A 20299-nucleotide genomic window follows, 5' to 3' on the forward strand; every position below is an offset into this window, starting at 1 on the left:
TCTTATAATAAGATGCTACTTTTCTCTAATTTTCTAAATATCTTTTATCAGCTTGCCCCATTTTTCGTCTCACAATAATGAAAATAATAGAAATAACAACAAGTCCAATTGACATTACTTGTGCAATACGAAGCGGTCCTAGCATTAAACTATCTGTACGTAACCCTTCTACGAAGAAGCGTCCTATTGAATACCAAATTAAATATGTGAAGAATAATTCCCCACGGCGTAAATTCACTTTTCTTAATGCAAGTAATAGAATTACTCCCACAAAATTCCATAACGATTCATATAAAAACGTCGGGTGGTAGTACACACCATCAATGTACATTTGATTAATAATGAAATCCGGTAAATGAAGGCCTTCTAAAAACTGTCTCGTTACTTCATCACCATGCGCCTCTTGGTTCATAAAGTTTCCCCATCGGCCAATTGCTTGTCCTAGTAAAATACTTGGTGCAGCAATATCCGCCAACTTCCAGAATGAAACCCCGCGACGTTTCGCAAAAAGAATCCCTGTAATAACAGCTCCGATTAAACCACCATGAATCGCCAAACCACCTTGACGAATATTAATAATTTGACTCGGGTTTTGCGCGTAATATTCCCATTCAAAAATAACATAGTACATTCTCGCAAATAGAATAGCGATCGGTACTGCAATTAATACAAGGTCAACAAATGTATCTTTTGGAATACCTAGCCTTTCTCCTTCGCGAGTTGCTAGCCAAAGACCTAATAGCACACCTGTACCGATAATAATCCCGTACCAATAAACAGGAAACGGTCCAAGTTGGATAGCTACGCGGTCAAGCTGTGGTACAGAACCTAACAGCATATGTATGACCTCCCTCTCCAATGTTTACTCCTGATTTCCTAACTCAATCGCACTCATTAATCGTTCTGAGAACTGCTGTGCTGCATTGACTCCCATACGTTTTAAACGGAAGTTCATCGCTGCCACTTCAATAATAACAGCTAAGTTTCGACCAGGACGAACTGGAAGTGTAATCTTCGTAAGTTCTGTATCAATAATCTTCATCTTCTCTTCATCAAGACCTAAGCGATCATAATTTTTCTTTTGATCCCAAATTTCAAGATTAATAACAAGTGTAATACGCTTATAATTTCGCACTGCCCCTGCACCGAATAACGTCATAACGTTAATAATGCCTAGACCACGAATTTCTAATAAATGCTCAATTAAATCTGGTGAGCTTCCGACTAACATGTCTTCATCTTCTTGGCGAATTTCTACACTATCATCCGCAACAAGGCGATGACCACGTTTTACAAGCTCAAGAGCTGTCTCACTTTTACCGACACCACTTTGTCCTGTAATTAAAACACCAACGCCGTAAATATCTACTAACACACCATGAACAGCTGTTGTTGGTGCTAACTTACCTTCTAAATAATTTGTTAAACGACTTGATAATCTCGTTGTCGTTTGAGAAGAGCGTAATAAAGGCATGCCCGATTCACGCGATGCTTGCAGCAACTCATCTGGTACATCTTGATTACGAGTTACAATAATACATGGCGTCTCCTCAGTACAAAGCGCTTTCATTCTCTCTTGTTTTTGCTCTGACGTTAACGTGTCAAAGAACGTCAGCTCCGTCTTCCCAAGAAGCTGCACGCGATCAGCTGGATAATATGTAAAAAATCCTGCCATTTCAATTCCAGGTCGTGATAAATCACTTGTATCAATCGGACGATGAATTCCTTCTTCACCACTTATTAACTCCAATTGAAATTGTTCAATTAAATCTTTTGTCCTTACTTTCGGCATATGTATAAACCTCCACTCCGCTGCGGGTTCAGTCTCATTTGATGTAAAATTCCATTCTACCGGATATTGTACCATTTTTTTCTGGAAACAAGAAATACGGTTTCTAATAAATAGAAAAAAACATTTCATACATATCATGAAATGTTTTTCTTTTTGTCATTTTCTCTTTTTTTCATATAAAGGTTCCACAATTGCCTTTTCAATAATCATATTAAAAATTGAAATACAAATTGCCGCAACGATCGCTACACCGAAACCTGATATATTAAATGCGTCTCCTAATAATGAATCTGCTATTTTTAACGTAATCGCATTAATAACAATTAAGAAGAAACCGAAAGTTACAACAGTAATTGGTAGCGTAATTAAAATTAAAAACGGTTTTACAAACACATTTAAAACAGCCAAAATAATACTCGCAATAATTGCAGTTTGTATATTTGCTACGTAAAACGCGTCTGGTGCAATCCCTTTTAAAAGTCCCGATACAGCGATTAACACAACGCTATTTACAAGAAGTGATACAATCCATCTCATTTCTTTACACATCCTTTTAACATATATATTTCATCATACGCTAATAGATAATAAACGCAAGTATCATGCAAACACTTATATCAACTTATTCTACTCTTCATGCTTGTATACCTACTAACACTTCTTAGCGAAATACGGCCCACACCATCTATGCTCATGCGTTTTTACAAAAGTCCAAGTGAAATCTTTATCTACAATATAAACATCGCCTTTATACATATCATCTGTTTCACGCAATATATCATCCATACTTAATAAACTCGCATCTTTTATTAGTAGTACCTCATCACAGTGTTGATAGAAGATGTAGCACTCCTTTTTCACTTCATTATGAAACGTGTTCTCCGCTTCTTCTCCCTCTACACACTTCTTTCTCTCATAACTAAATATGTGCCATAGATACCCACATGCATACTTATCTCCATAAAGAAAAATATCTTCTTTTTCCTCATCACTTACATGATTTGCAAAGTTATCCTCCCAGCGCTTGCGAAAATATACACCCCAACTTTGAAACTCTCTTACCTTCATATTTTTCTTTCTTAAAACATCTATAAACTCCATGTTCTCCCCCTATGAACGAAAAACCGAGTGTCATTTCCACTCGGTTTTTCGTAATACCCTTATTGCGATAACTCTACTTCTTTTATTTTCTCTTTCATTCTTGCTTTATCACGATTTAAAATCTCTTTTAAATACTTACCCGTATACGAACGCTCTTCTTTCACTACTTGCTCTGGCGTTCCGGAAGCAACGATTTGTCCACCTTTGTCTCCGCCCTCTGGTCCAAGGTCAACGATATAATCCGCTGTTTTAATTACATCTAAATTATGTTCAATTACAAGTACCGTCTCACCGCTCTCAACAAGACGTTGCAGCACTTCTAGAAGACGTGCGATATCATGTGCATGTAAACCAGTCGTTGGCTCATCTAAAATATATAGTGTACGTCCTGTAGAACGACGGTGTAATTCAGAAGCTAGCTTCACGCGCTGTGCTTCACCACCAGATAACGTCGTTGCTGGCTGGCCTAATTTCATATAACCAAGTCCAACATCTACAAGAGTTTGAAGTTTACGCTTAATTTTTGGGATGTTAGCGAAGAACTCTACCCCATCTTCAATTGTCATTCCTAAGACTTCAGAAATGTTCTTATCTTTATATTTCACTTCTAACGTTTCACGGTTGTAACGTTTACCATGACAAACTTCACACGGCACGTATACATCTGGTAAGAAGTGCATTTCGATTTTAATAATTCCATCACCACGGCATGCTTCACAACGTCCACCTTTTACGTTAAAGCTGAAACGTCCTTTTTGATATCCACGCACTTTCGCTTCATTCGTTTGGGCAAACACATCACGAATATCATCGAATACACCTGTATAAGTCGCAGGGTTAGAACGCGGTGTACGACCGATTGGCGATTGATCTATATCGATTACTTTATCTAAATGCTCAAGACCTTTAATCTCTTTATGAGTACCTGGCTTCGCTTTCGCTTTATATAACTTTTGCGCTAACGATTTATATAGTACTTCATTAATCATCGTACTTTTACCAGAACCAGATACACCCGTTACGGCTACAAACGTACCAAGCGGGAATGACATTTTCGCGTTCTTTAAGTTATTCTCCTTTGCACCGACAATTTCCACTTTTCGTCCGTCACCTTTACGTCTTTCAAGTGGAACTGGAATAAACTCTTTACCGCTTAAATACTTCCCTGTTAGCGAATTCTCATCTTGCATCACTTCAGCTGGTGTACCTGCTGATACGACTTGTCCACCGTGAATACCTGCGCCAGGCCCGATATCAAGTAAATAATCAGCTGCCATCATCGTATCTTCATCATGCTCAACGACAATCAACGTATTACCTAAATCACGCATTTCTTGCAATGTACGAATAAGACGATCGTTATCGCGCTGATGCAAACCGATAGAAGGCTCATCAAGAATGTAAAGTACGCCAGTAAGACGAGAACCAATTTGCGTTGCTAAACGAATACGTTGCGCCTCACCACCTGATAAAGTTCCTGCGGCACGACTTAACGTTAAATAATCTAAACCGACGTTCACTAAGAACCCAACGCGCTCCTGAATTTCTCTTAAAATTAAATGAGCAATTTTTTGTTGTTTCTCTGTTAGCTCCACACTTGAGAAGAATTCCTGTACTTCTTGAACAGAATATTTCGTCACATCAGCAATCGTTTTTCCGCCAACGAAAACAGCTAAACTCTCAGGCTTTAAACGTCCACCTTTACACTTCGGACAAGCTTGCTCTGCCATATACTTTTCCATTTGCTCACGAACGTAATCCGAACTCGTTTCACGATAACGACGTTCAATATTTGGAATAACACCTTCAAATAAAATCTCATTTTCCTTTACTTGACCAAATTCATTTACATAGCGGAAATAAACTTTCTCTTCACCGCTCCCGTACAATACTTTATCAAATAAATCTTTCGGTATATCTTTCACAGGCACATCCATATCAACGCCGTAATGATTACATACAGATTGTAAAAGCTGTGGGTAATATTGTGAACTTGTCGGCTCCCAAGGCGCAATCGCATGCTCATTTAATGATAAATCCCAGTTCGGAATAACAAGTTCTAAATCTACCTCTAGCTTTGAGCCAAGTCCATCACAAGAAGGACATGCACCGAACGGACTATTGAATGAGAACATACGCGGTTCTAATTCCCCGATTGAAAAACCACAATGCGGACAAGCATGATGTTCACTAAATAGAAGTTCCTCTTCTCCCATCACATCGATTAACACGCGGCCCCCGCCAAGCTTTAATGCACTTTCAAGAGAATCTGCAAGACGGCTTGCGATCCCTTCTTTTACAACAATACGGTCTATTACAACTTCAATGGAATGCTTCTTATTTTTATCTAACGCAATATCTTCAGACACATCAAGCATTTCACCATCAACACGTACACGAACATATCCTTGCTTCTTAATATCTTCAAGCACTTTCACATGTGCACCTTTACGACCAGAAACGATAGGAGCTAACACTTGTAATTTCGTACGTTCAGGATATTCAAGGACCCGGTCTACCATCTGCTCTACTGTTTGTGATGTAATTTCAATGCCATGATTCGGACAAATTGGCGTACCAATTCGCGCAAATAATAAACGTAAATAATCATAGATCTCCGTTACCGTTCCAACAGTTGAACGTGGATTACGACTCGTCGTTTTTTGATCAATTGAAATTGCTGGTGACAATCCTTCAATCGTATCTACATCCGGTTTATCCATTTGTCCTAAAAATTGGCGTGCATACGCAGATAACGATTCTACGTATCTGCGCTGCCCTTCTGCATAAATCGTATCAAATGCTAATGATGATTTCCCCGAACCAGACAATCCCGTTACAACGACAAGCTGATTTCTCGGAATGGTTACATCAATATTTTTTAAGTTATGTGCTCTAGCACCTTTTACAACGATAAAATCCTTGCTCTTACTCACTCTTTTCACCCTTCCGCTTTTAATTCTAATAGTAAATCTCTTAATTCAGCTGCACGCTCGAAGTCTAACGCTTTTGCTGCTTCTTTCATTTCTGCTTCCATCTTCGCAATTGTCTTTTCACGCTCTTTTTTCGTCATCTTCTTAGCTGGCGTTGCTTCATATGTTTCTGTCTCTTCAGCAGCTGTCGTTGCACGTATCACATCACGCACACCTTTTTGAATCGTTTTCGGCGTAATACCATGCTCTTTATTGTAAGCTTCTTGTATAGTGCGACGACGCTTCGTTTCTTCAATTGCAATTCCCATCGATCTCGTTATACGATCTGCGTACATAATAACGCGGCCGTTTTCATTACGTGCTGCACGGCCAATTGTTTGAATTAATGAACGTTCTGAACGCAAGAATCCTTCCTTATCAGCATCTAAAATCGCTACAAGTGATACTTCTGGAATATCTAATCCTTCTCGTAATAAGTTAATACCGACAAGAACATCAAACTTACCAAGGCGAAGATCCCGAATAATTTCAATACGTTCTAATGTTTTCACTTCAGAATGCAGGTAATTCACCTTAATTCCTACATCTTTTAAGTAGTCTGTTAAATCCTCTGACATCTTCTTCGTTAAAGTCGTAATTAATACACGTTCATTTTTTGCAATGCGATCTTGAATCTCTCCTAATAAATCGTCTATCTGCCCTTCAATTGGTCGTATATCAATTGGCGGATCTAAAAGCCCTGTTGGACGAATAATTTGTTCTATTACTTCTGGCGACTGCTCTAATTCATACGGTCCTGGCGTTGCTGAAACGTAAATAACTTGATTCGTTTTCTCTTCAAACTCATCAAATGTGAGCGGCCTATTATCTAAAGCTGATGGCAAACGGAATCCATGATCCACAAGCACTTGCTTACGCGCTTGGTCCCCGTTATACATCGCTCTTACTTGCGGCACTGATACGTGCGACTCATCCATAACAATTAAGAAATCTTCCGGGAAATAGTCTAATAACGTATACGGCGTTGCTCCCGCTGGACGAAGTGTTAAATGACGGGAATAGTTTTCAATACCTGAACAAAAGCCCATCTCACGCATCATTTCTAAATCATAACGTGTACGCTGTTCTATACGCTGCGCTTCTAACAACTTACCGTTATCATTTAATTCCTTTAAACGCTCTTCTAATTCTTTTTCGATATTTTCAATAGCGACCTTCATCTTTTCTTCACGTGTAACGAAGTGAGATGCTGGGAAGATTGCTACATGATCACGTTCTGCTAATACTTCCCCCGTTAAAGCATTTACTTCGCGAATACGATCAATTTCATCACCGAAAAACTCAATTCGGATACAATGCTCGTCAAGTGATGCCGGGAAGATTTCAACTACATCTCCGCGCACACGGAATGTACCACGCTTGAAATCAATATCATTACGCCCATACTGCACATCAACAAGTTCACGAAGCAATTGATTGCGATCCTTTTCCATACCAACTCGAAGTGAAACAACTAGCTCGCGGTATTCTTCCGGAGAACCTAAACCATATATACATGAAACACTCGCAACAATAATTACATCATCCCGTTCAAATAATGCAGACGTTGCTGAGTGACGTAATTTATCAATTTCATCATTAATCTGTGCGTCTTTTTCAATAAACGTATCTGTTTGTGGCACATACGCTTCTGGCTGATAATAATCGTAATAACTAACAAAATATTCAACTGCATTATTCGGGAAAAAGTCTTTCAACTCACTATATAACTGTCCTGCTAACGTTTTATTGTGAGCCATGACAAGCGTTGGCTTTTGCACTTCTTTAATGACATTTGAAATCGTAAATGTCTTACCCGTTCCTGTCGCCCCAAGCAACACTTGCTTTTTCTTTCCACTATTAATTCCCTCTACAAGCTTCTCTATAGCTACCGGCTGATCACCTTGCGGGGAATACGCTGAGACAATTTCAAATTGACGTTCCAAGAAAATCCGACCTCCTCATAAAAATCTGTATTATTATTTTACCACGAATGCCCATAAAAAACCTAAAAAAACGAACAGATATTCGGTAAAGTTTTCGACAATATATATAGAAAAAGGAAGGAGAGTACACTTCCTTCCTTATCAAATCTTCTTCCGCATGAACAAACAGTAAGCACCACACTGATTAAGATTCCACTTCATTTAAAATCAGCTCTTTTTCCTACTGTCATCCTCTCCTATACAAACTATCGGTATACTAAAAAAGCTACTTTCCTCTAAGAAAGTAGCTTCTCTTTCTCCTTCTCCTTCTTCGGAAAAAGAACATATGAAAATGAAATAACTGTATCCACTAAAAGTATAATCGCCCAAACTTGGCTAACCCGACTCGCTGCTTTATTTAAAACAATTCCCGTTTCTAACCAATTACGCCATTGTTCAACCGGGGCAAGACCGTACAGAAAGAAAAAGAAAATATGCACAACAACAAACAAACTAAGGTGCACTACCCAATTTTTTATTTCCTGCTTCGCATAAGCCATACCTGTTAATTCTACCTGTTCTTCTATAATAGGCGCCGGCTCATTCCGCCATTTCGCAACTAGCTTTTGCGCAAATATATCAAGCTTCTTCAAATCCTTTTTCCCGTAAAAGACTGCATACAATAAAATGATTACAGTAATGATTTGAAAGTTAGAAAACTTTCCTGTTTGATAGTAATCCACTACCCCTAAACTTAAAATAAACACTTCATTTACGAGTAGCACAATTCCCATAATAAAACTCGCCTTTTTCAAACGAAATCCGTAACGGAGTAAAAAGAAACCGATAGCCGATAACCAAAATACAATTTCTGCCCCAATTAAAAAATACCAACGATATTCTGCGAGCATACTCATTTAGCCCTCTCCTTTTCATCATAGATACGAAAAGCTTCATCCATATATAGTAAAAGTTCTTCTTCAATTGGATACATGCTCATTTTCTGTGAATCTTCCTTCGATTTTCTAACTTCCCATAACTTATCTAAAAACGCTTCATCACCATTAGCCATTTCTAAACATTTCTGTATTAATTTCTTCGTTGCCCCTTGTACCTCATCACTAGCTACTTCTTTACCGTCTTTCATAAAAGTACGGAATTGCTTTAATAAATCTACCCATTCTAAAACATTCGGATCTTCCTTACTCATGTTTGGTAAATTATGAAGCAATTTTTGTTCTTCCTTTGAAAATACTTCATTTTGAAATATTTCACGTATACGAGAAGACTGCTTCGAAAGCTGAATCAGTTCAAACATAACTTTCCAATCGAGTTCTCCTTCCACATCTACCGAATAAACAACTGCTTGTAAAACACTCTCCATTCGATTAAATTTCTTTTGTTCTTCCTGTACAAACCGAAGTTGTTTTTCAAGCGAATTTTTTAAATCGAGCTCACCTTTTACTAACATATTCGCAGTTTCTTTTAATGAAAATCCCATTTCCTTTAAAAACAAAATTTGTTGCAAACGAATAACGTCCGCTTCACTATATAACCGATGTCCACCCTCTGTTTTACCACTCGGCTTTAATAAATCTATTTGATCATAATAACGTAATGTACGTACCGTAACCCCTGTTTCTCTCGTCAATTGTTGAATTGAAATCACTACCATCACCTCTTCTCCTTCATTATAAAAGATGACGTTACGTAACTTTCAAGCCTTTTGTAAAAAAATACAAAAAGCTGTTTATACTCTTTGTATAAACAGCTTTTATGGAAATAACCCCTTGTGTACAGCACGCCCACAAAATAAAATAAGTGCTCCAACAACAACGCTCGTTGCTGTTTTATGATAATGAGCTAATAGTAATAAATAATACGATAAACCTACAGTACCAATCACAATACAAATGCTTGGCACTGGATTACGAGAAAAATTTTGCATTCCCCAAAGAAGCGCAAATATGACTGTAGCGACACATAACACCGGTAATCCCATCCCAGTTCCCCTTTTTCTATCTATTCCTTGTTGCGAAAATACTCGTTGATGCCATACTTATTAATAAACCAAAAATAACAATATATAATAACTCATTTACATGTACTACTGGCCTATCTAAATACTTATTTACGCAAAGATACATAATGAACAAAAAAACGAAGCTTATCATACAAATCGTAAAATATGACTTCATCTTATTCACAACACGCTCATCAATCGACGGCACTCCCTCTTCTTTCAAACGCTTCTGTTCTTTATATTCTGAAACTCCATATAAAATAACTAGCGCTACATTCGATATGAAAATAGTTCTCCACGAAATACTTAACATTATTAAACTCGCATTTAAAATAAGACCCGCTAAAAATAAACTTCCTATAAACCTTATAACATCTTGCTTACTCATACATGATCAGCCTCTTTATTATTTCTATATTTCCATTTCGGCCAATAGTTCACAAAGAAATAAACAAACTGCCCTAGTACAAATAACACAAACGGCATACCAGCACTTCCGTAAACTATTAAATTGTACAAACTCCATATGGCTAAACTAATCGCTAAAAACAACCCTAAATATTTAAACGCTTTATCTGACTGAAATCTCTCAAACTCATCCTGCATTTTTCATTCCTCCTATCGCTATGCTCGTTTTCCTATCACCACTCCTATGATGAGACTACCTGCAAATAAGGAACTACATATTATAAATATCTCTTGCACAGGTATAACAGCCCTGCCTATTGCTTTACTCGTAGCAATATAAACAATAAGCAAAAGAAATGCGAATACAAATGAGACGTTTACATGCTTCTTTATATTTTCATTTACTCGCTCATCTATATCGGGAAGTTCCTCTTCTTTGTACTTACGCTTTTTGTAATTTGTATAAAACACTAGAAATACAATCGCTAAAATGTTACTAACTACGAGCGGTAAAATTGGTATAGCCGGATTCATAATATGAACTATAATGTCTCCCAACAACAATCCAAAAAACGCACCGATATACAACTTTCTAGCATTGTTCATTTTCTCTCCCCTTACTCTAGCGTAAATATTTCTTCCACCTTCACTCCAAAATATTTGGCGATTTTTAAGGATAACTCTAGACTTGGATTGTAATGATGGTTTTCAATCGCCACAATCGTCTGCCGTGTCACTTGCATCGCCTTTGCCATTTCAACTTGTGTTATATGATGTTGCTTTCTTAATTCTTTAATTTTATTTTTTACACCCATAGGCTCCACCTTCAAAAGTAAAGATATCTTTACTTGAATTATAAATATTTTCCAGATATAAGTAAAGATATCTTTACAAATTTTAGAAAAACATTTCACTGAACATCTTTTCTAACAAAGTACAGAGGAAATTAAATTTATATCAGCGATTTTCCAAATATATCGACTTACCGACATCCGTAGCAAGATAAGCATAAGAAAAAGCTGTCCCCAAATACCTTCGGAAACAGCTTTCTCCTCTACTACATAAATCCTAACGCATATACAAGAACATATCCAAGCACCGATAAGCAAACCGAGCCAATTAGCCCTGCCACGAATGCTTTGCTTCCTAACTTCCGGAACGTTTTAAACTCTACATTTAAGCCAAGCCCCGCCATCGCCATTGCGATAAGCATATAAGCGATGACTACAATATATCCCGCAACAACTTCTGGAATCACGCCAAGAGAATGCACCGCACTCATCGCTAAAAATCCGAAAATGAACCACGGAATTGGAAGGTCGCGCCATGATCTTTTTTCCTTGCTTCCCTCACTCTTCCCAAACCATACTCCAATTAAAATCGCTACTGGTACAAGCATTGCTACGCGCGTTAATTTCACGATAACTGCGATGTCTACAGCCGCGCTGCCTCCTGGCGCCGCAGCTGCGATGACATGAGCGATTTCATGCAGCGTCGCACCCGAGAATACACCGTAGCCGTACGGAGAAAAGCCAAGCACTGGATATAATAACGTATAAATAAGTGTAAATATCGTACCTAAAATAGCAATAATTGCAGCTCCAACTGCCGTTTCATCGTCCTTCGCTTTCACTTGCGGTGCAATTGCCACGACCGCGGCCGCCCCACAAATCGCTGTCCCACATGCTGTTAAAATCCCAAGTTTTTTCTCTACTTTAAACACTTTCGTTAGCCCATATACAACGAAAATCGTGAATGTAATAACAACCGCTGCGATGACCAATACTTTCGGCCCTGCCTTCGCAATATCAACAAGATTTAATCGCATTCCAAGTAAGATAATCCCAAAGCGAAGCAATTTTTTACTCGCAAAGTTCGTCCCTGCAATCGCATCGTGAGGAACTCCAATTGCCGCACGCCAAACCATCCCAATTAGAATAGCAATTACTAATTGTCCCATAATATTTAAAAATGGAAGCTCCGCTAAATATTTCGCCACGATTGCGATTAATAGTGTAATCCCAATTCCTTGCGAAAATCCAAAACGCTTCTTCTTTTGTATAACAAGTGTTTGTTCCACTTTGAACCACTCCAATAATCGTATTGGAACATGCATGTTCTTTCTACTTATATTATAAGAGAGTTTCTATAATAAGTTTAATACCAATACCAAATCTCTATCATCAGAAATACTTATGATAAGATGATAGAAAAGAAAGGAGCCGATTATATGAACGTAGATATTTTAAAAATCTTTGTTACTGTCGTTGAGCAGAAACATTTCTCCCGTGCAGCAGAATTATTAAACCTCTCACAGCCTGGCGTAAGTATGCATATACGCAACTTAGAAAATGAATTTGGGACTACACTCATTCAGCGCTCTCCAAAGCACGTTCAAGTGACCGAGGCCGGAAACATTTTATATATACATGCAAAGCAAATGCTCTCTCTTTACGAAGATGCTAAGCAAGAAATTAACGAGCTACATAACGTTGTAACAGGAACACTTCGCATCGGTGCTAGTTTTACAATTGGCGAATACTTACTTCCGAAAATACTAGCTGACTACGCGAATGAAAATCCACACGTCGAAGTTCATACTTTTATCTCAAACACAGAAGACGTTTTGCAAAGTCTTCGGTCTAATCAAATTGATATCGGCTTAGTAGAAGGGCAAGTCGTATACGCCGACGTTGACGTTGAAACGTTTATGCAAGATGAAATGAAGCTCGTCGTTCCACCAAACCATCCACTGCTCCGCACAAATGAAATAAATGAAAAGACACTCCAAGATCAAGTATGGGTATTAAGAGAAAGTGGTTCTGGTACACGTGCTTATAGTGACCGTTTTATTCATCAACACCATTTAAAACTAAAGCGTTCCTTTACATTCAGCAGTATTCAAAGCGTGAAGGAAGCGGTGAGTGCTGGGCTTGGCATCGCTATCCTTTCTGATTGGACTGTACGGAAAGAGCTACTTGCAAAAGAACTATTCCACGTCGAAGTTCCAAATGAACAACTCATCCGGCCATTTTCCATCGTCCGCGGCAAATATTTCATCCCATCTAAAGCTATTCAAGTGTTTTTAAATCATGTGAATTCTTTTGCGAAAAAACAGCATTGACCTTCACATTAGTGTGAAGGTTTACAATACATGTAAAAGGAGTGAAACACATTGCGAATCGGGGAATTATCAAAAGAAACTGGCGTTAGTGAAAGATCGCTAAGACATTATGAAGAAAAGGGATTACTCCCTTCGAAGCGCCTCGCAAATGGCTATCGTGATTTTGATGAAAGTGCTATCGAAAAAGTGGAGCTTATTCAAATGTACTTACAAATCGGCTTAAATTTAGAAGAGACGGCAAGGATGCTGCGCTGCCTTGAAATAGAGCCACACCTATACGACAATCCGTGCAGCAGCATCCTTACACTTTACGAAGATAAACTCAATGAAGTAACAAAGCAAATCTCATTGCTTTCCAACATTCAAACAAATTTGCAAAAACACGTTTCACTCCTAAAACAAGCAAAAGAAAAGGAATGATAACATGTTTGTTATACATGGCAGTTCAAGACAAAACGGAAATACAGAAGCTTTAACACATATGATGATAGAGGGCATTGAAACAGAACAAATTTACTTGCGAGACCATACAGTCCATCCTATTACAGACCAACGTCATGATGCAGAAGGATTCCAACCTGTAGATGATGACTACGAGCAGTTAACGAAACGCATGTTAGAGCACGACACAATTATCTTTGCTACACCGCTATACTGGTACGGAATGAGCGGACATATGAAAAACTTTGTTGATCGCTGGTCACAAAGCTTACGCGATACATCACTTCATTTCAAAGAGAAAATGAAAGGTAAAAAAATGTACGTTGTTATCGTTGGCGGCGATAATCCGAAACTAAAAGCATTACCGCTTATCTCCCAGTTCCAATATATCTTTGATTTTATTGGTTCATCGTTTGAGGGTTATATTATTGGAGATGCGAATGGGTTAGATGAAATTCAAAATGATGCTGAGGCGCTGGCGAAGGCACAAATTTATAATAAAGAATTCAAAAATCACAAGCAGAAATAAGTTTGACAAACTATTTAGACTTAGCGACGCAAGAAGAATTAGAAAGCATGTTACAAGAATATCCTGGCACTATACTTTTCATTAGCCATGACCGTGCCTTCATTCGTTCTGTTGCAGACCATATTCTACAAGTAGATGAAAGTGAACCAAGAGTATTCCACGGTAATTACGAGCAATACACAAACAGAACAGCCGATGCTTCTGTAAACGTTACTGCACAAGAATTATTACGATTACAAACAAAATTAACAGAAATCATCGGCCGAATTTCCATACCAAGTCATCACGATGACATCACATCTCTCAAACAAGAATACGAAACATTATTAGTTAAAATCCGGAAATGTAAAGAAGCACTCTAATGTCTTCCCTATATATCGACGGGACCTTCCGCATTTCCCAAGAAATATTGAATCTTCGACATAGCATACAAAAAGCCGTGCAGTTCATCAGCACGGCCTTTTACTTTATATACGGACAGCAGTCCCGCTCACAGCAACCATTAGCATCCCTTCGCGAACTACTTCGTAATCCACATCGATACCAACGATGGCATTCGCATTTTTTTGTCTTGCGAGAGTTTTCATCTCTTCCATTGCAATGTCACGTGCTTCTTTCAATTTGCTTTCGTAAGCGCCTGAGCGACCACCGACAACGTCACGGACAGAAGCAAAAAGGTCACGAACGATATTCGCCCCCATAATCGCTTCTCCATTCACGATATCGACATAATCAATAATTTCTTTCCCTTGAATTGTAGAAGTTGTTGTTACAATCATACCGTATAGCCTCCCATATAAGATTTCCACTTACTTATGGTGCGCTAATTCGGCAAAAATTATATTTACGAACTAAACTGCGCTTCGTATAACCTGCTGTATCCTCCGCCTTGCTCAATTAATTCATCATGTGAACCTTGTTCTGCAATCCCATCTTTATTTACAACGACGATGCGATCTGCATTTTTAATCGTTGCAAGTCTATGAGCGATAACTAACGTCGTACGACCGACAGATAGTTCAGCAAGTGATTTTTGAATCGCAAGTTCCGTCTCTGTATCTAGCGCAGAAGTTGCTTCATCTAATATTAAAATTGGCGGATTTTTCAAGAACATACGAGCAATCGCTAAACGTTGCTTCTGTCCGCCTGAAAGTTTCACGCCGCGCTCACCGATAACAGTATCTAAACCGTCTGGTTGCGAGTAAATTAAATCTTCTAATTGAGCTCTCTTTACCGCCTGCCAAATTTCAGCCTCTGATGCTTTTAAATTTCCGTAAGCAATATTTTCACGAATCGTTCCTGAGAATAAGAACACATCTTGCTGCACAATACCGATTTGCTTACGAAGTGAAGATAACGTCATATCTTTCGTATCAATACCATCAATTTGAATCGATCCAGATGATTGCTCATAAAAACGTGGTAATAGGCTACATAACGTCGTTTTCCCAGCTCCAGATGGTCCAACGAACGCAACCGTTTCACCTGCGTGGATTTTCAAACTAATATCATTTAAAATCGGTTCTTTATTTTCATAACCGAACGTAATGTTGTTATATTGAATATCACCGTGTACATGCTTCACTTCCATTGCATCTTTAGAGTCTACAATGTCAGGCTCTGTTTCAAGAAGCTCTACATACCTTTTAAAACCGGCGATCCCTTTCGGATAGCTTTCAATTACCGCATTAATTTTTTCAATTGGGCGGAAGAAAATATTCGTTAATAAAACAAATCCGATAAATCCACCGTACGTTAATTCACCTTGCAGAACAAACCATGTACCGCATATTAAGACGAAGAGCGTTACGAGACGCATAAGCATATAACTAATCGATGAATTTAATGCCATAATTTTATATGCCATTAATTTCGTTGTACGGAAACGAGCGTTGTTCACAGCAAATTGCTCTTTCTCAAACTTTTCATTTCCGAATGCTTGTACAACGCGAATACCACCAACGTTGTTCTCAATACATGCATTGAAATCAGCAACGTCTGAGAATAAACGTCTAAATGTACCTGTCATTTTTTTATTGAAGTAAAGCGCTAACCATAATAAGAATGGAATGACAAAGAACGTTAATAGCGCTAACTTCCAGTTGATCATCATCATAAATGAGAACGCCCCAACTAAAGTCATAACAGCGATAAATAAATCCTCTGGCCCGTGGTGAGCAATTTCTCCAATTTCCATTAAATCGTTTGTAAGACGCGAAATTAGATGACCGGTTTTATTATTGTCAAAAAATCTGAATGATAGCTTTTGAATATGATCAAATAATTTCTGCCTCATATCTGTTTCAATGTTAACACCAAGCATATGTCCCCAATATGTAACAACGTATTGCAAACCTGCATTTAACATATAAACTGCAAGTAACCCGAAACAAGCCCATAAAATAAGCGTCCAGTTTTGCCCTGGCAATAACTTATCAATAAATTGATTTACGATAAGTGGAAAGCCAAGCTCTAGTAATCCTGCGACAACTGCGCAAGAAAAGTCGAGTATAAATAAACCTTTGTAAGGTTTATAGTAAGAAAAAAATTTACGTAGCATATCTTCCCTCCATTTTCCAAAATTAAAAAGACTCCCTAAATGATAACCATTATCAAATAATTATTCAAGTTATCCGTCTATAAAATTAAAAAAGTAGATAAATATAAAAAGCCTAACTCCTCATTTATACCCATGAGAAATTAGGCTTCATTTCTGTATGTTACTGATCGTATTCAAAAAGAAGTGCTCTACTGATAAATTTCGTTCCTTTTATTTTTTCACAACTACATTCTTTACATAGTTCAAAACTTATCATACTCCCGATAAATCTTTTGCTTCTCTGTTCTATCCGGTAACTTCCAACTGTGCATTAAACGGTTTAACTGGTAGGTCTAAAGTTACGTATTAACCCACCCTAAAATCCCCTCACTACACTTGAATTTGAAAATAACGACGAACAGTTTCTTCAATCTCATGTTTTTCTAGCTTTTCTTTTGTTTTTTCTTTTCCATCCACAATAATTAGCGTGTCTCCTAACAAGGTGATGCGCCCATTTTCTGTCACTCTTGAAAGGAAATATACTTTATTGAACATTGATTCTGGAGCTGTTTCAGTTAAGACACAGATTGGATGAATATTCTCCAAGTCCCATTTATGAGAAGGTTGTTCAAATCGATATAGAATCTCCCAGTCATCATCAGTCTTTTTTTGCAAATAATAAAATGATGTTGCTGCATCTTTATTTACTCGATAAAGACCATCACTATCCACAACTTCCTCTCCATTGAGCGGAACAGGAATTCTTGGGGAATTCCCCCCCATGCCTACATCCACCAAGTACTCTTTGTTATCAATTGGGACGATTATAAATAAATGAGCATTTTCAAGAGCCCAGATTCCTTCTCTTACATATACAGTTCCTGCCATAAGGTATGGATTAAAACCTAATTCTTCTAACAGAAAATAAAATATTCCATTTAACTCGTAGCACACGCCTCCCCGTTTCGCATGAACAATTTTTTGATACAGGTCTTCTTCACGCAAAGACAAAGGTTTTTTTGCAAGAATATCAAGATTCTCAAAGTGTACGTTGAGTACATGTTGTTTTTGAAGATGAGATAAATAATTGAAACTTACCTCTCTTCTTTCAGATTGAATATGTTCTAAATATTTTTGAATGTCCAAAAATCATCCACCTCATTTTTATCTATATATAAACTTTTACAATATTTCTTTTCACACTCATATTATAAAATTGATTATTGATAAACAAAAATATAAAATAACTATCATATTAATAACCTACAGTATATAAGGGAAGGTGAATATATTTTATGGAATTGCTGCAACTCAAGTATTTTAAGACAGTCGCTCGGACGGAACATATAACGAAAGCGGCACAAGAACTTCATATCTCCCAACCAGCTTTAAGTGTTACTATCTCTCGATTAGAAGAAGAGTTGGGAGTTCCCTTATTTGATCGAATCGGACGGAAAATCCAGCTAAACACTTTCGGAAAAGCTTTTCTCAAGCAAGTGGATACAGCCCTTGAAGCGCTCGAAGTAGGCAAACGACAAGTTACAGACATGGCTGGATTAGAGCATGGGAGTGTTTTCATAGCTACTACAACCTTAAATCGAGTGTCGGAACTACTGACGCCTTTTTTAGCCTTATATCCACAAATTAACTTCCGCATTACACAAGCATCCACAGAAGAATTGAAAGTTCAGCTCCTTGAAAAAGGTGAAATTGACTTTTGTTTCACTCCTTCGCCTATTGAACAACCTGGAATCTATAGTCTTCCATTAATGACTGAAGAGATTGTACTAGCTGTACCAAGTACACATCGCCTCAAAGATCGCCATTGTATCAAGCTAAGCGAAGTAGCCGATGATCCATTTATCTCCCTAAAACCAGGATACAGCTTCCGTGAAATCACAGACAATTTCTGCAGGCTAGCTGGTTTTACACCCAATATCGTATGTGAAGGAGATGAACCGGCAGCCATCAGCGGCTTAGTACGTACCGGCCTTGGTGTTGCCTTCTTGCCAATCGCAGCAAAAAAAGAATTGCCACCACTAACGCTTCTACATATTGAAGAGCCTATTTGCCAATGGACGTCTCATTTATTGTGGAATGAAAAACACTATTTATCACTTGCTGCACAAACGTTTCGCGAGTTTGTTGTACAACATTATGCTCAAGTAAAACCATAAATTATAAGAAAAAAAGACTGTATAGCTATAATGCTATACAGTCTTTTCTTTCGTATCATATTTTATTACATCGCTTCCGAATCCCACTCATGCTCCTGCTGAACAAATACAATACCTAATTCGTGATGTCCTCCGGCGTATAATGCCGTTTGAGCAAGGCGAAGCTCACCATTTGTATCTAATACTTCTAATTTACAAAATGCTCCTGTCGTCTTCGTTTGAAGCGCATTATAAAATTCCTCAGCGCTTCTTGGAATGACTCCATTTACTTTCGTAATCATTTCTCCGGGTAGTAAATTCAGCTCTGCCCCAATTGTATTCGGGATAGTATCTAATACAACAAGTCCATCATTACGTGCAGCGAAATACGCCGGTCTTGTCTCATCAGAAATTTTCTCTTGCATGGAAATCGTGAATCGTCCAAGCATTGCAACGCCCATTGCAATAATGGCAAGTACGTGCCACCAATAACTTGCGATTCCTAAAACAAGCACAAGTCCTGCTAATCCGTACACACGTCTTCCTGTAAATAATAAAGCTTCCGTCGGCTCATAACTTCTAATCCTTCTCATAAATCCAATTAAAAATGGAACGAGGAATAAAGAATATGTATCAGAACCGATTGAAACGACAGGCCACCATGAAATAAACTGCGTTACTGCGTCACCTGGTACGAGAATAAAAATAGGAATGATCCATAAACGCTTTGATTCGTGTAAACCAATCTTTAGTCCACGCTTACCCTTCCTAATCTTCGGCGTCGAATATCCTACTGCATTTTTAGAAATCAACAAGCCCTCTACAACGAGCATAATGCCTAGCAAAATAGCAAGGGACACAATTGTATTCTCTTCACCTTCTCCAAGCTGTAAGAAGGAAACTGGTAGCTTAGAAGATAATAGAACACATACAATTGCGATACTGAACGTATAAGCTGCTGATAAATATCGGTACATAGCAGTTAATCCAAATAGTAATGTCCAAAGTAAAATGGCCCATAAGCTCGCTTTAGAAACAACAAGTCCGAGCCCAATCGTAATAATAGATACCACGAATCCATATCCAATCCCCGCAAATAAAGATGTTCGCAGTTCAAACCAAATATCATAAACTTTAAAAGAAAAATCTTTTCGTTCTCGTAACATACGTAAGTATCCAACGAAGATACTACTTATTAAAAATACATAGACAGCAGGGTGTAAGAAAAAACGTCCAACTGCCCGCATTATTTCAAAAATCCATGCCTCCACGAACCCATTCACCACCAT

Annotated in this window: 23 protein-coding genes; 5 read left to right on the forward strand and 18 right to left on the reverse strand. The window is 38.0% G+C overall.

Annotation, left to right across the window (positions count from 1 at the left end; all coding sequences use genetic code 11):
• Positions 1-25: 25 nt before the first annotated feature.
• From lgt to MR147_RS13135, 14 genes are all read right to left on the reverse strand, one after another.
• Positions 26-838, reverse strand: coding sequence for a prolipoprotein diacylglyceryl transferase (lgt, locus tag MR147_RS13070; RefSeq protein WP_074606647.1), 813 nt, complete (start codon positions 836-838; stop codon positions 26-28).
• A 24-nt stretch (positions 839-862) separates the two neighbouring features.
• Complete coding sequence (gene hprK / locus MR147_RS13075) at positions 863-1792, reverse strand: HPr(Ser) kinase/phosphatase (protein ID WP_001127250.1); 930 nt, start codon at positions 1790-1792, stop codon at positions 863-865.
• Between the two features lie 156 nt (positions 1793-1948).
• A complete protein-coding gene (locus MR147_RS13080; protein ID WP_001267308.1) occupies positions 1949-2329 on the reverse strand; it encodes a phage holin family protein in 381 nt (126 codons plus the stop codon).
• 114 nt (positions 2330-2443) lie between these two features.
• On the reverse strand, positions 2444-2893 hold the full coding sequence (locus tag MR147_RS13085; protein ID WP_074606645.1) for a DUF4275 family protein: 450 nt from the start codon (positions 2891-2893) through the stop codon (positions 2444-2446).
• Positions 2894-2952: 59 nt separating this feature from the next.
• Positions 2953-5829, reverse strand: a complete 2877-nt coding sequence (gene uvrA / locus MR147_RS13090; RefSeq protein ID WP_000045569.1) for an excinuclease ABC subunit UvrA — start codon at positions 5827-5829, stop codon at positions 2953-2955.
• A gap of 5 nt (positions 5830-5834) precedes the next feature.
• Positions 5835-7811 carry an excinuclease ABC subunit B gene (gene uvrB / locus MR147_RS13095; protein ID WP_000441051.1) on the reverse strand — a complete coding sequence of 659 codons (1977 nt, stop codon included), beginning with the start codon at positions 7809-7811 and terminating at the stop codon, positions 5835-5837.
• A 275-nt stretch (positions 7812-8086) separates the two neighbouring features.
• Positions 8087-8707 carry a hypothetical protein gene (locus tag MR147_RS13100; protein WP_242304390.1) on the reverse strand — a complete coding sequence of 207 codons (621 nt, stop codon included), beginning with the start codon at positions 8705-8707 and terminating at the stop codon, positions 8087-8089.
• Positions 8704-9465 (reverse strand): MerR family transcriptional regulator, encoded by a 762-nt coding sequence (locus MR147_RS13105; RefSeq protein ID WP_139302713.1) that lies wholly within the window; start codon positions 9463-9465, stop codon positions 8704-8706. Before MR147_RS13105 ends, MR147_RS13100 begins: the two co-directional genes overlap by 4 nt.
• Before the next feature lie 99 nt (positions 9466-9564).
• Positions 9565-9792, reverse strand: coding sequence for a hypothetical protein (locus tag MR147_RS13110; RefSeq protein WP_000524149.1), 228 nt, complete (start codon positions 9790-9792; stop codon positions 9565-9567).
• 16 nt (positions 9793-9808) lie between these two features.
• Positions 9809-10201 carry an ATPase gene (locus tag MR147_RS13115; RefSeq protein WP_074606639.1) on the reverse strand — a complete coding sequence of 131 codons (393 nt, stop codon included), beginning with the start codon at positions 10199-10201 and terminating at the stop codon, positions 9809-9811.
• Positions 10198-10419, reverse strand: a complete 222-nt coding sequence (locus tag MR147_RS13120) for a hypothetical protein (RefSeq protein ID WP_074606637.1) — start codon at positions 10417-10419, stop codon at positions 10198-10200. Before MR147_RS13120 ends, MR147_RS13115 begins: the two co-directional genes overlap by 4 nt.
• Before the next feature lie 18 nt (positions 10420-10437).
• Entirely contained in the window at positions 10438-10827 is a 390-nt protein-coding gene (locus MR147_RS13125; protein WP_074606635.1) for a hypothetical protein, read from the reverse strand.
• Positions 10828-10838: 11 nt separating this feature from the next.
• Positions 10839-11036 (reverse strand): helix-turn-helix transcriptional regulator, encoded by a 198-nt coding sequence (locus MR147_RS13130; RefSeq protein WP_000538359.1) that lies wholly within the window; start codon positions 11034-11036, stop codon positions 10839-10841.
• Positions 11037-11278: 242 nt separating this feature from the next.
• Positions 11279-12301 carry a YeiH family protein gene (locus MR147_RS13135; RefSeq protein ID WP_139302712.1) on the reverse strand — a complete coding sequence of 341 codons (1023 nt, stop codon included), beginning with the start codon at positions 12299-12301 and terminating at the stop codon, positions 11279-11281.
• A gap of 150 nt (positions 12302-12451) precedes the next feature.
• Between MR147_RS13135 and MR147_RS13140 the strand changes: the two genes are divergently transcribed.
• Genes MR147_RS13140 through MR147_RS13155 form a run of 4 tightly spaced genes read left to right on the forward strand, consistent with a single transcriptional unit; the run spans position 12452 to position 14677 of the window.
• On the forward strand, positions 12452-13345 hold the full coding sequence (locus MR147_RS13140) for a LysR family transcriptional regulator (protein ID WP_074606631.1): 894 nt from the start codon (positions 12452-12454) through the stop codon (positions 13343-13345).
• Positions 13346-13396: 51 nt separating this feature from the next.
• The gene (locus MR147_RS13145; RefSeq protein WP_001219201.1) at positions 13397-13765 is read left to right on the forward strand and encodes a MerR family transcriptional regulator; all 369 of its coding nucleotides are present in this window, start codon (positions 13397-13399) and stop codon (positions 13763-13765) included.
• A 4-nt stretch (positions 13766-13769) separates the two neighbouring features.
• A complete protein-coding gene (locus MR147_RS13150) occupies positions 13770-14315 on the forward strand; it encodes a flavodoxin family protein (protein ID WP_074606629.1) in 546 nt (181 codons plus the stop codon).
• Between the two features lie 2 nt (positions 14316-14317).
• Positions 14318-14677: a macrolide transporter gene (locus MR147_RS13155; protein WP_074606627.1), complete on the forward strand. Its 360-nt coding sequence runs from the start codon at positions 14318-14320 to the stop codon at positions 14675-14677.
• A 105-nt stretch (positions 14678-14782) separates the two neighbouring features.
• On the opposite strand, the gene MR147_RS13160 is transcribed toward MR147_RS13155, so the two are convergent.
• The 3 genes from MR147_RS13160 to MR147_RS13170 form a co-directional block, all read right to left on the reverse strand.
• The gene (locus MR147_RS13160; RefSeq protein WP_000637521.1) at positions 14783-15094 is read right to left on the reverse strand and encodes a YbjQ family protein; all 312 of its coding nucleotides are present in this window, start codon (positions 15092-15094) and stop codon (positions 14783-14785) included.
• A gap of 65 nt (positions 15095-15159) precedes the next feature.
• Positions 15160-16875 carry an ABC transporter ATP-binding protein gene (locus tag MR147_RS13165; protein ID WP_000944619.1) on the reverse strand — a complete coding sequence of 572 codons (1716 nt, stop codon included), beginning with the start codon at positions 16873-16875 and terminating at the stop codon, positions 15160-15162.
• 369 nt (positions 16876-17244) lie between these two features.
• A complete protein-coding gene (locus tag MR147_RS13170) occupies positions 17245-18000 on the reverse strand; it encodes an arylamine N-acetyltransferase family protein (protein WP_074606625.1) in 756 nt (251 codons plus the stop codon).
• A gap of 149 nt (positions 18001-18149) precedes the next feature.
• Between MR147_RS13170 and MR147_RS13175 the strand changes: the two genes are divergently transcribed.
• Positions 18150-19031, forward strand: a complete 882-nt coding sequence (locus MR147_RS13175) for a LysR family transcriptional regulator (RefSeq protein ID WP_074606623.1) — start codon at positions 18150-18152, stop codon at positions 19029-19031.
• Between the two features lie 65 nt (positions 19032-19096).
• Here the strand turns inward: MR147_RS13175 and MR147_RS13180 are convergent, their stop codons facing one another.
• Complete coding sequence (locus tag MR147_RS13180) at positions 19097-20299, reverse strand: PDZ domain-containing protein (protein WP_074606621.1); 1203 nt, start codon at positions 20297-20299, stop codon at positions 19097-19099.

Source organism: Bacillus cereus group sp. BfR-BA-01350 (assembly GCF_022663775.1).
Lineage (GTDB): Bacteria > Bacillota > Bacilli > Bacillales > Bacillaceae_G > Bacillus_A > Bacillus_A paranthracis.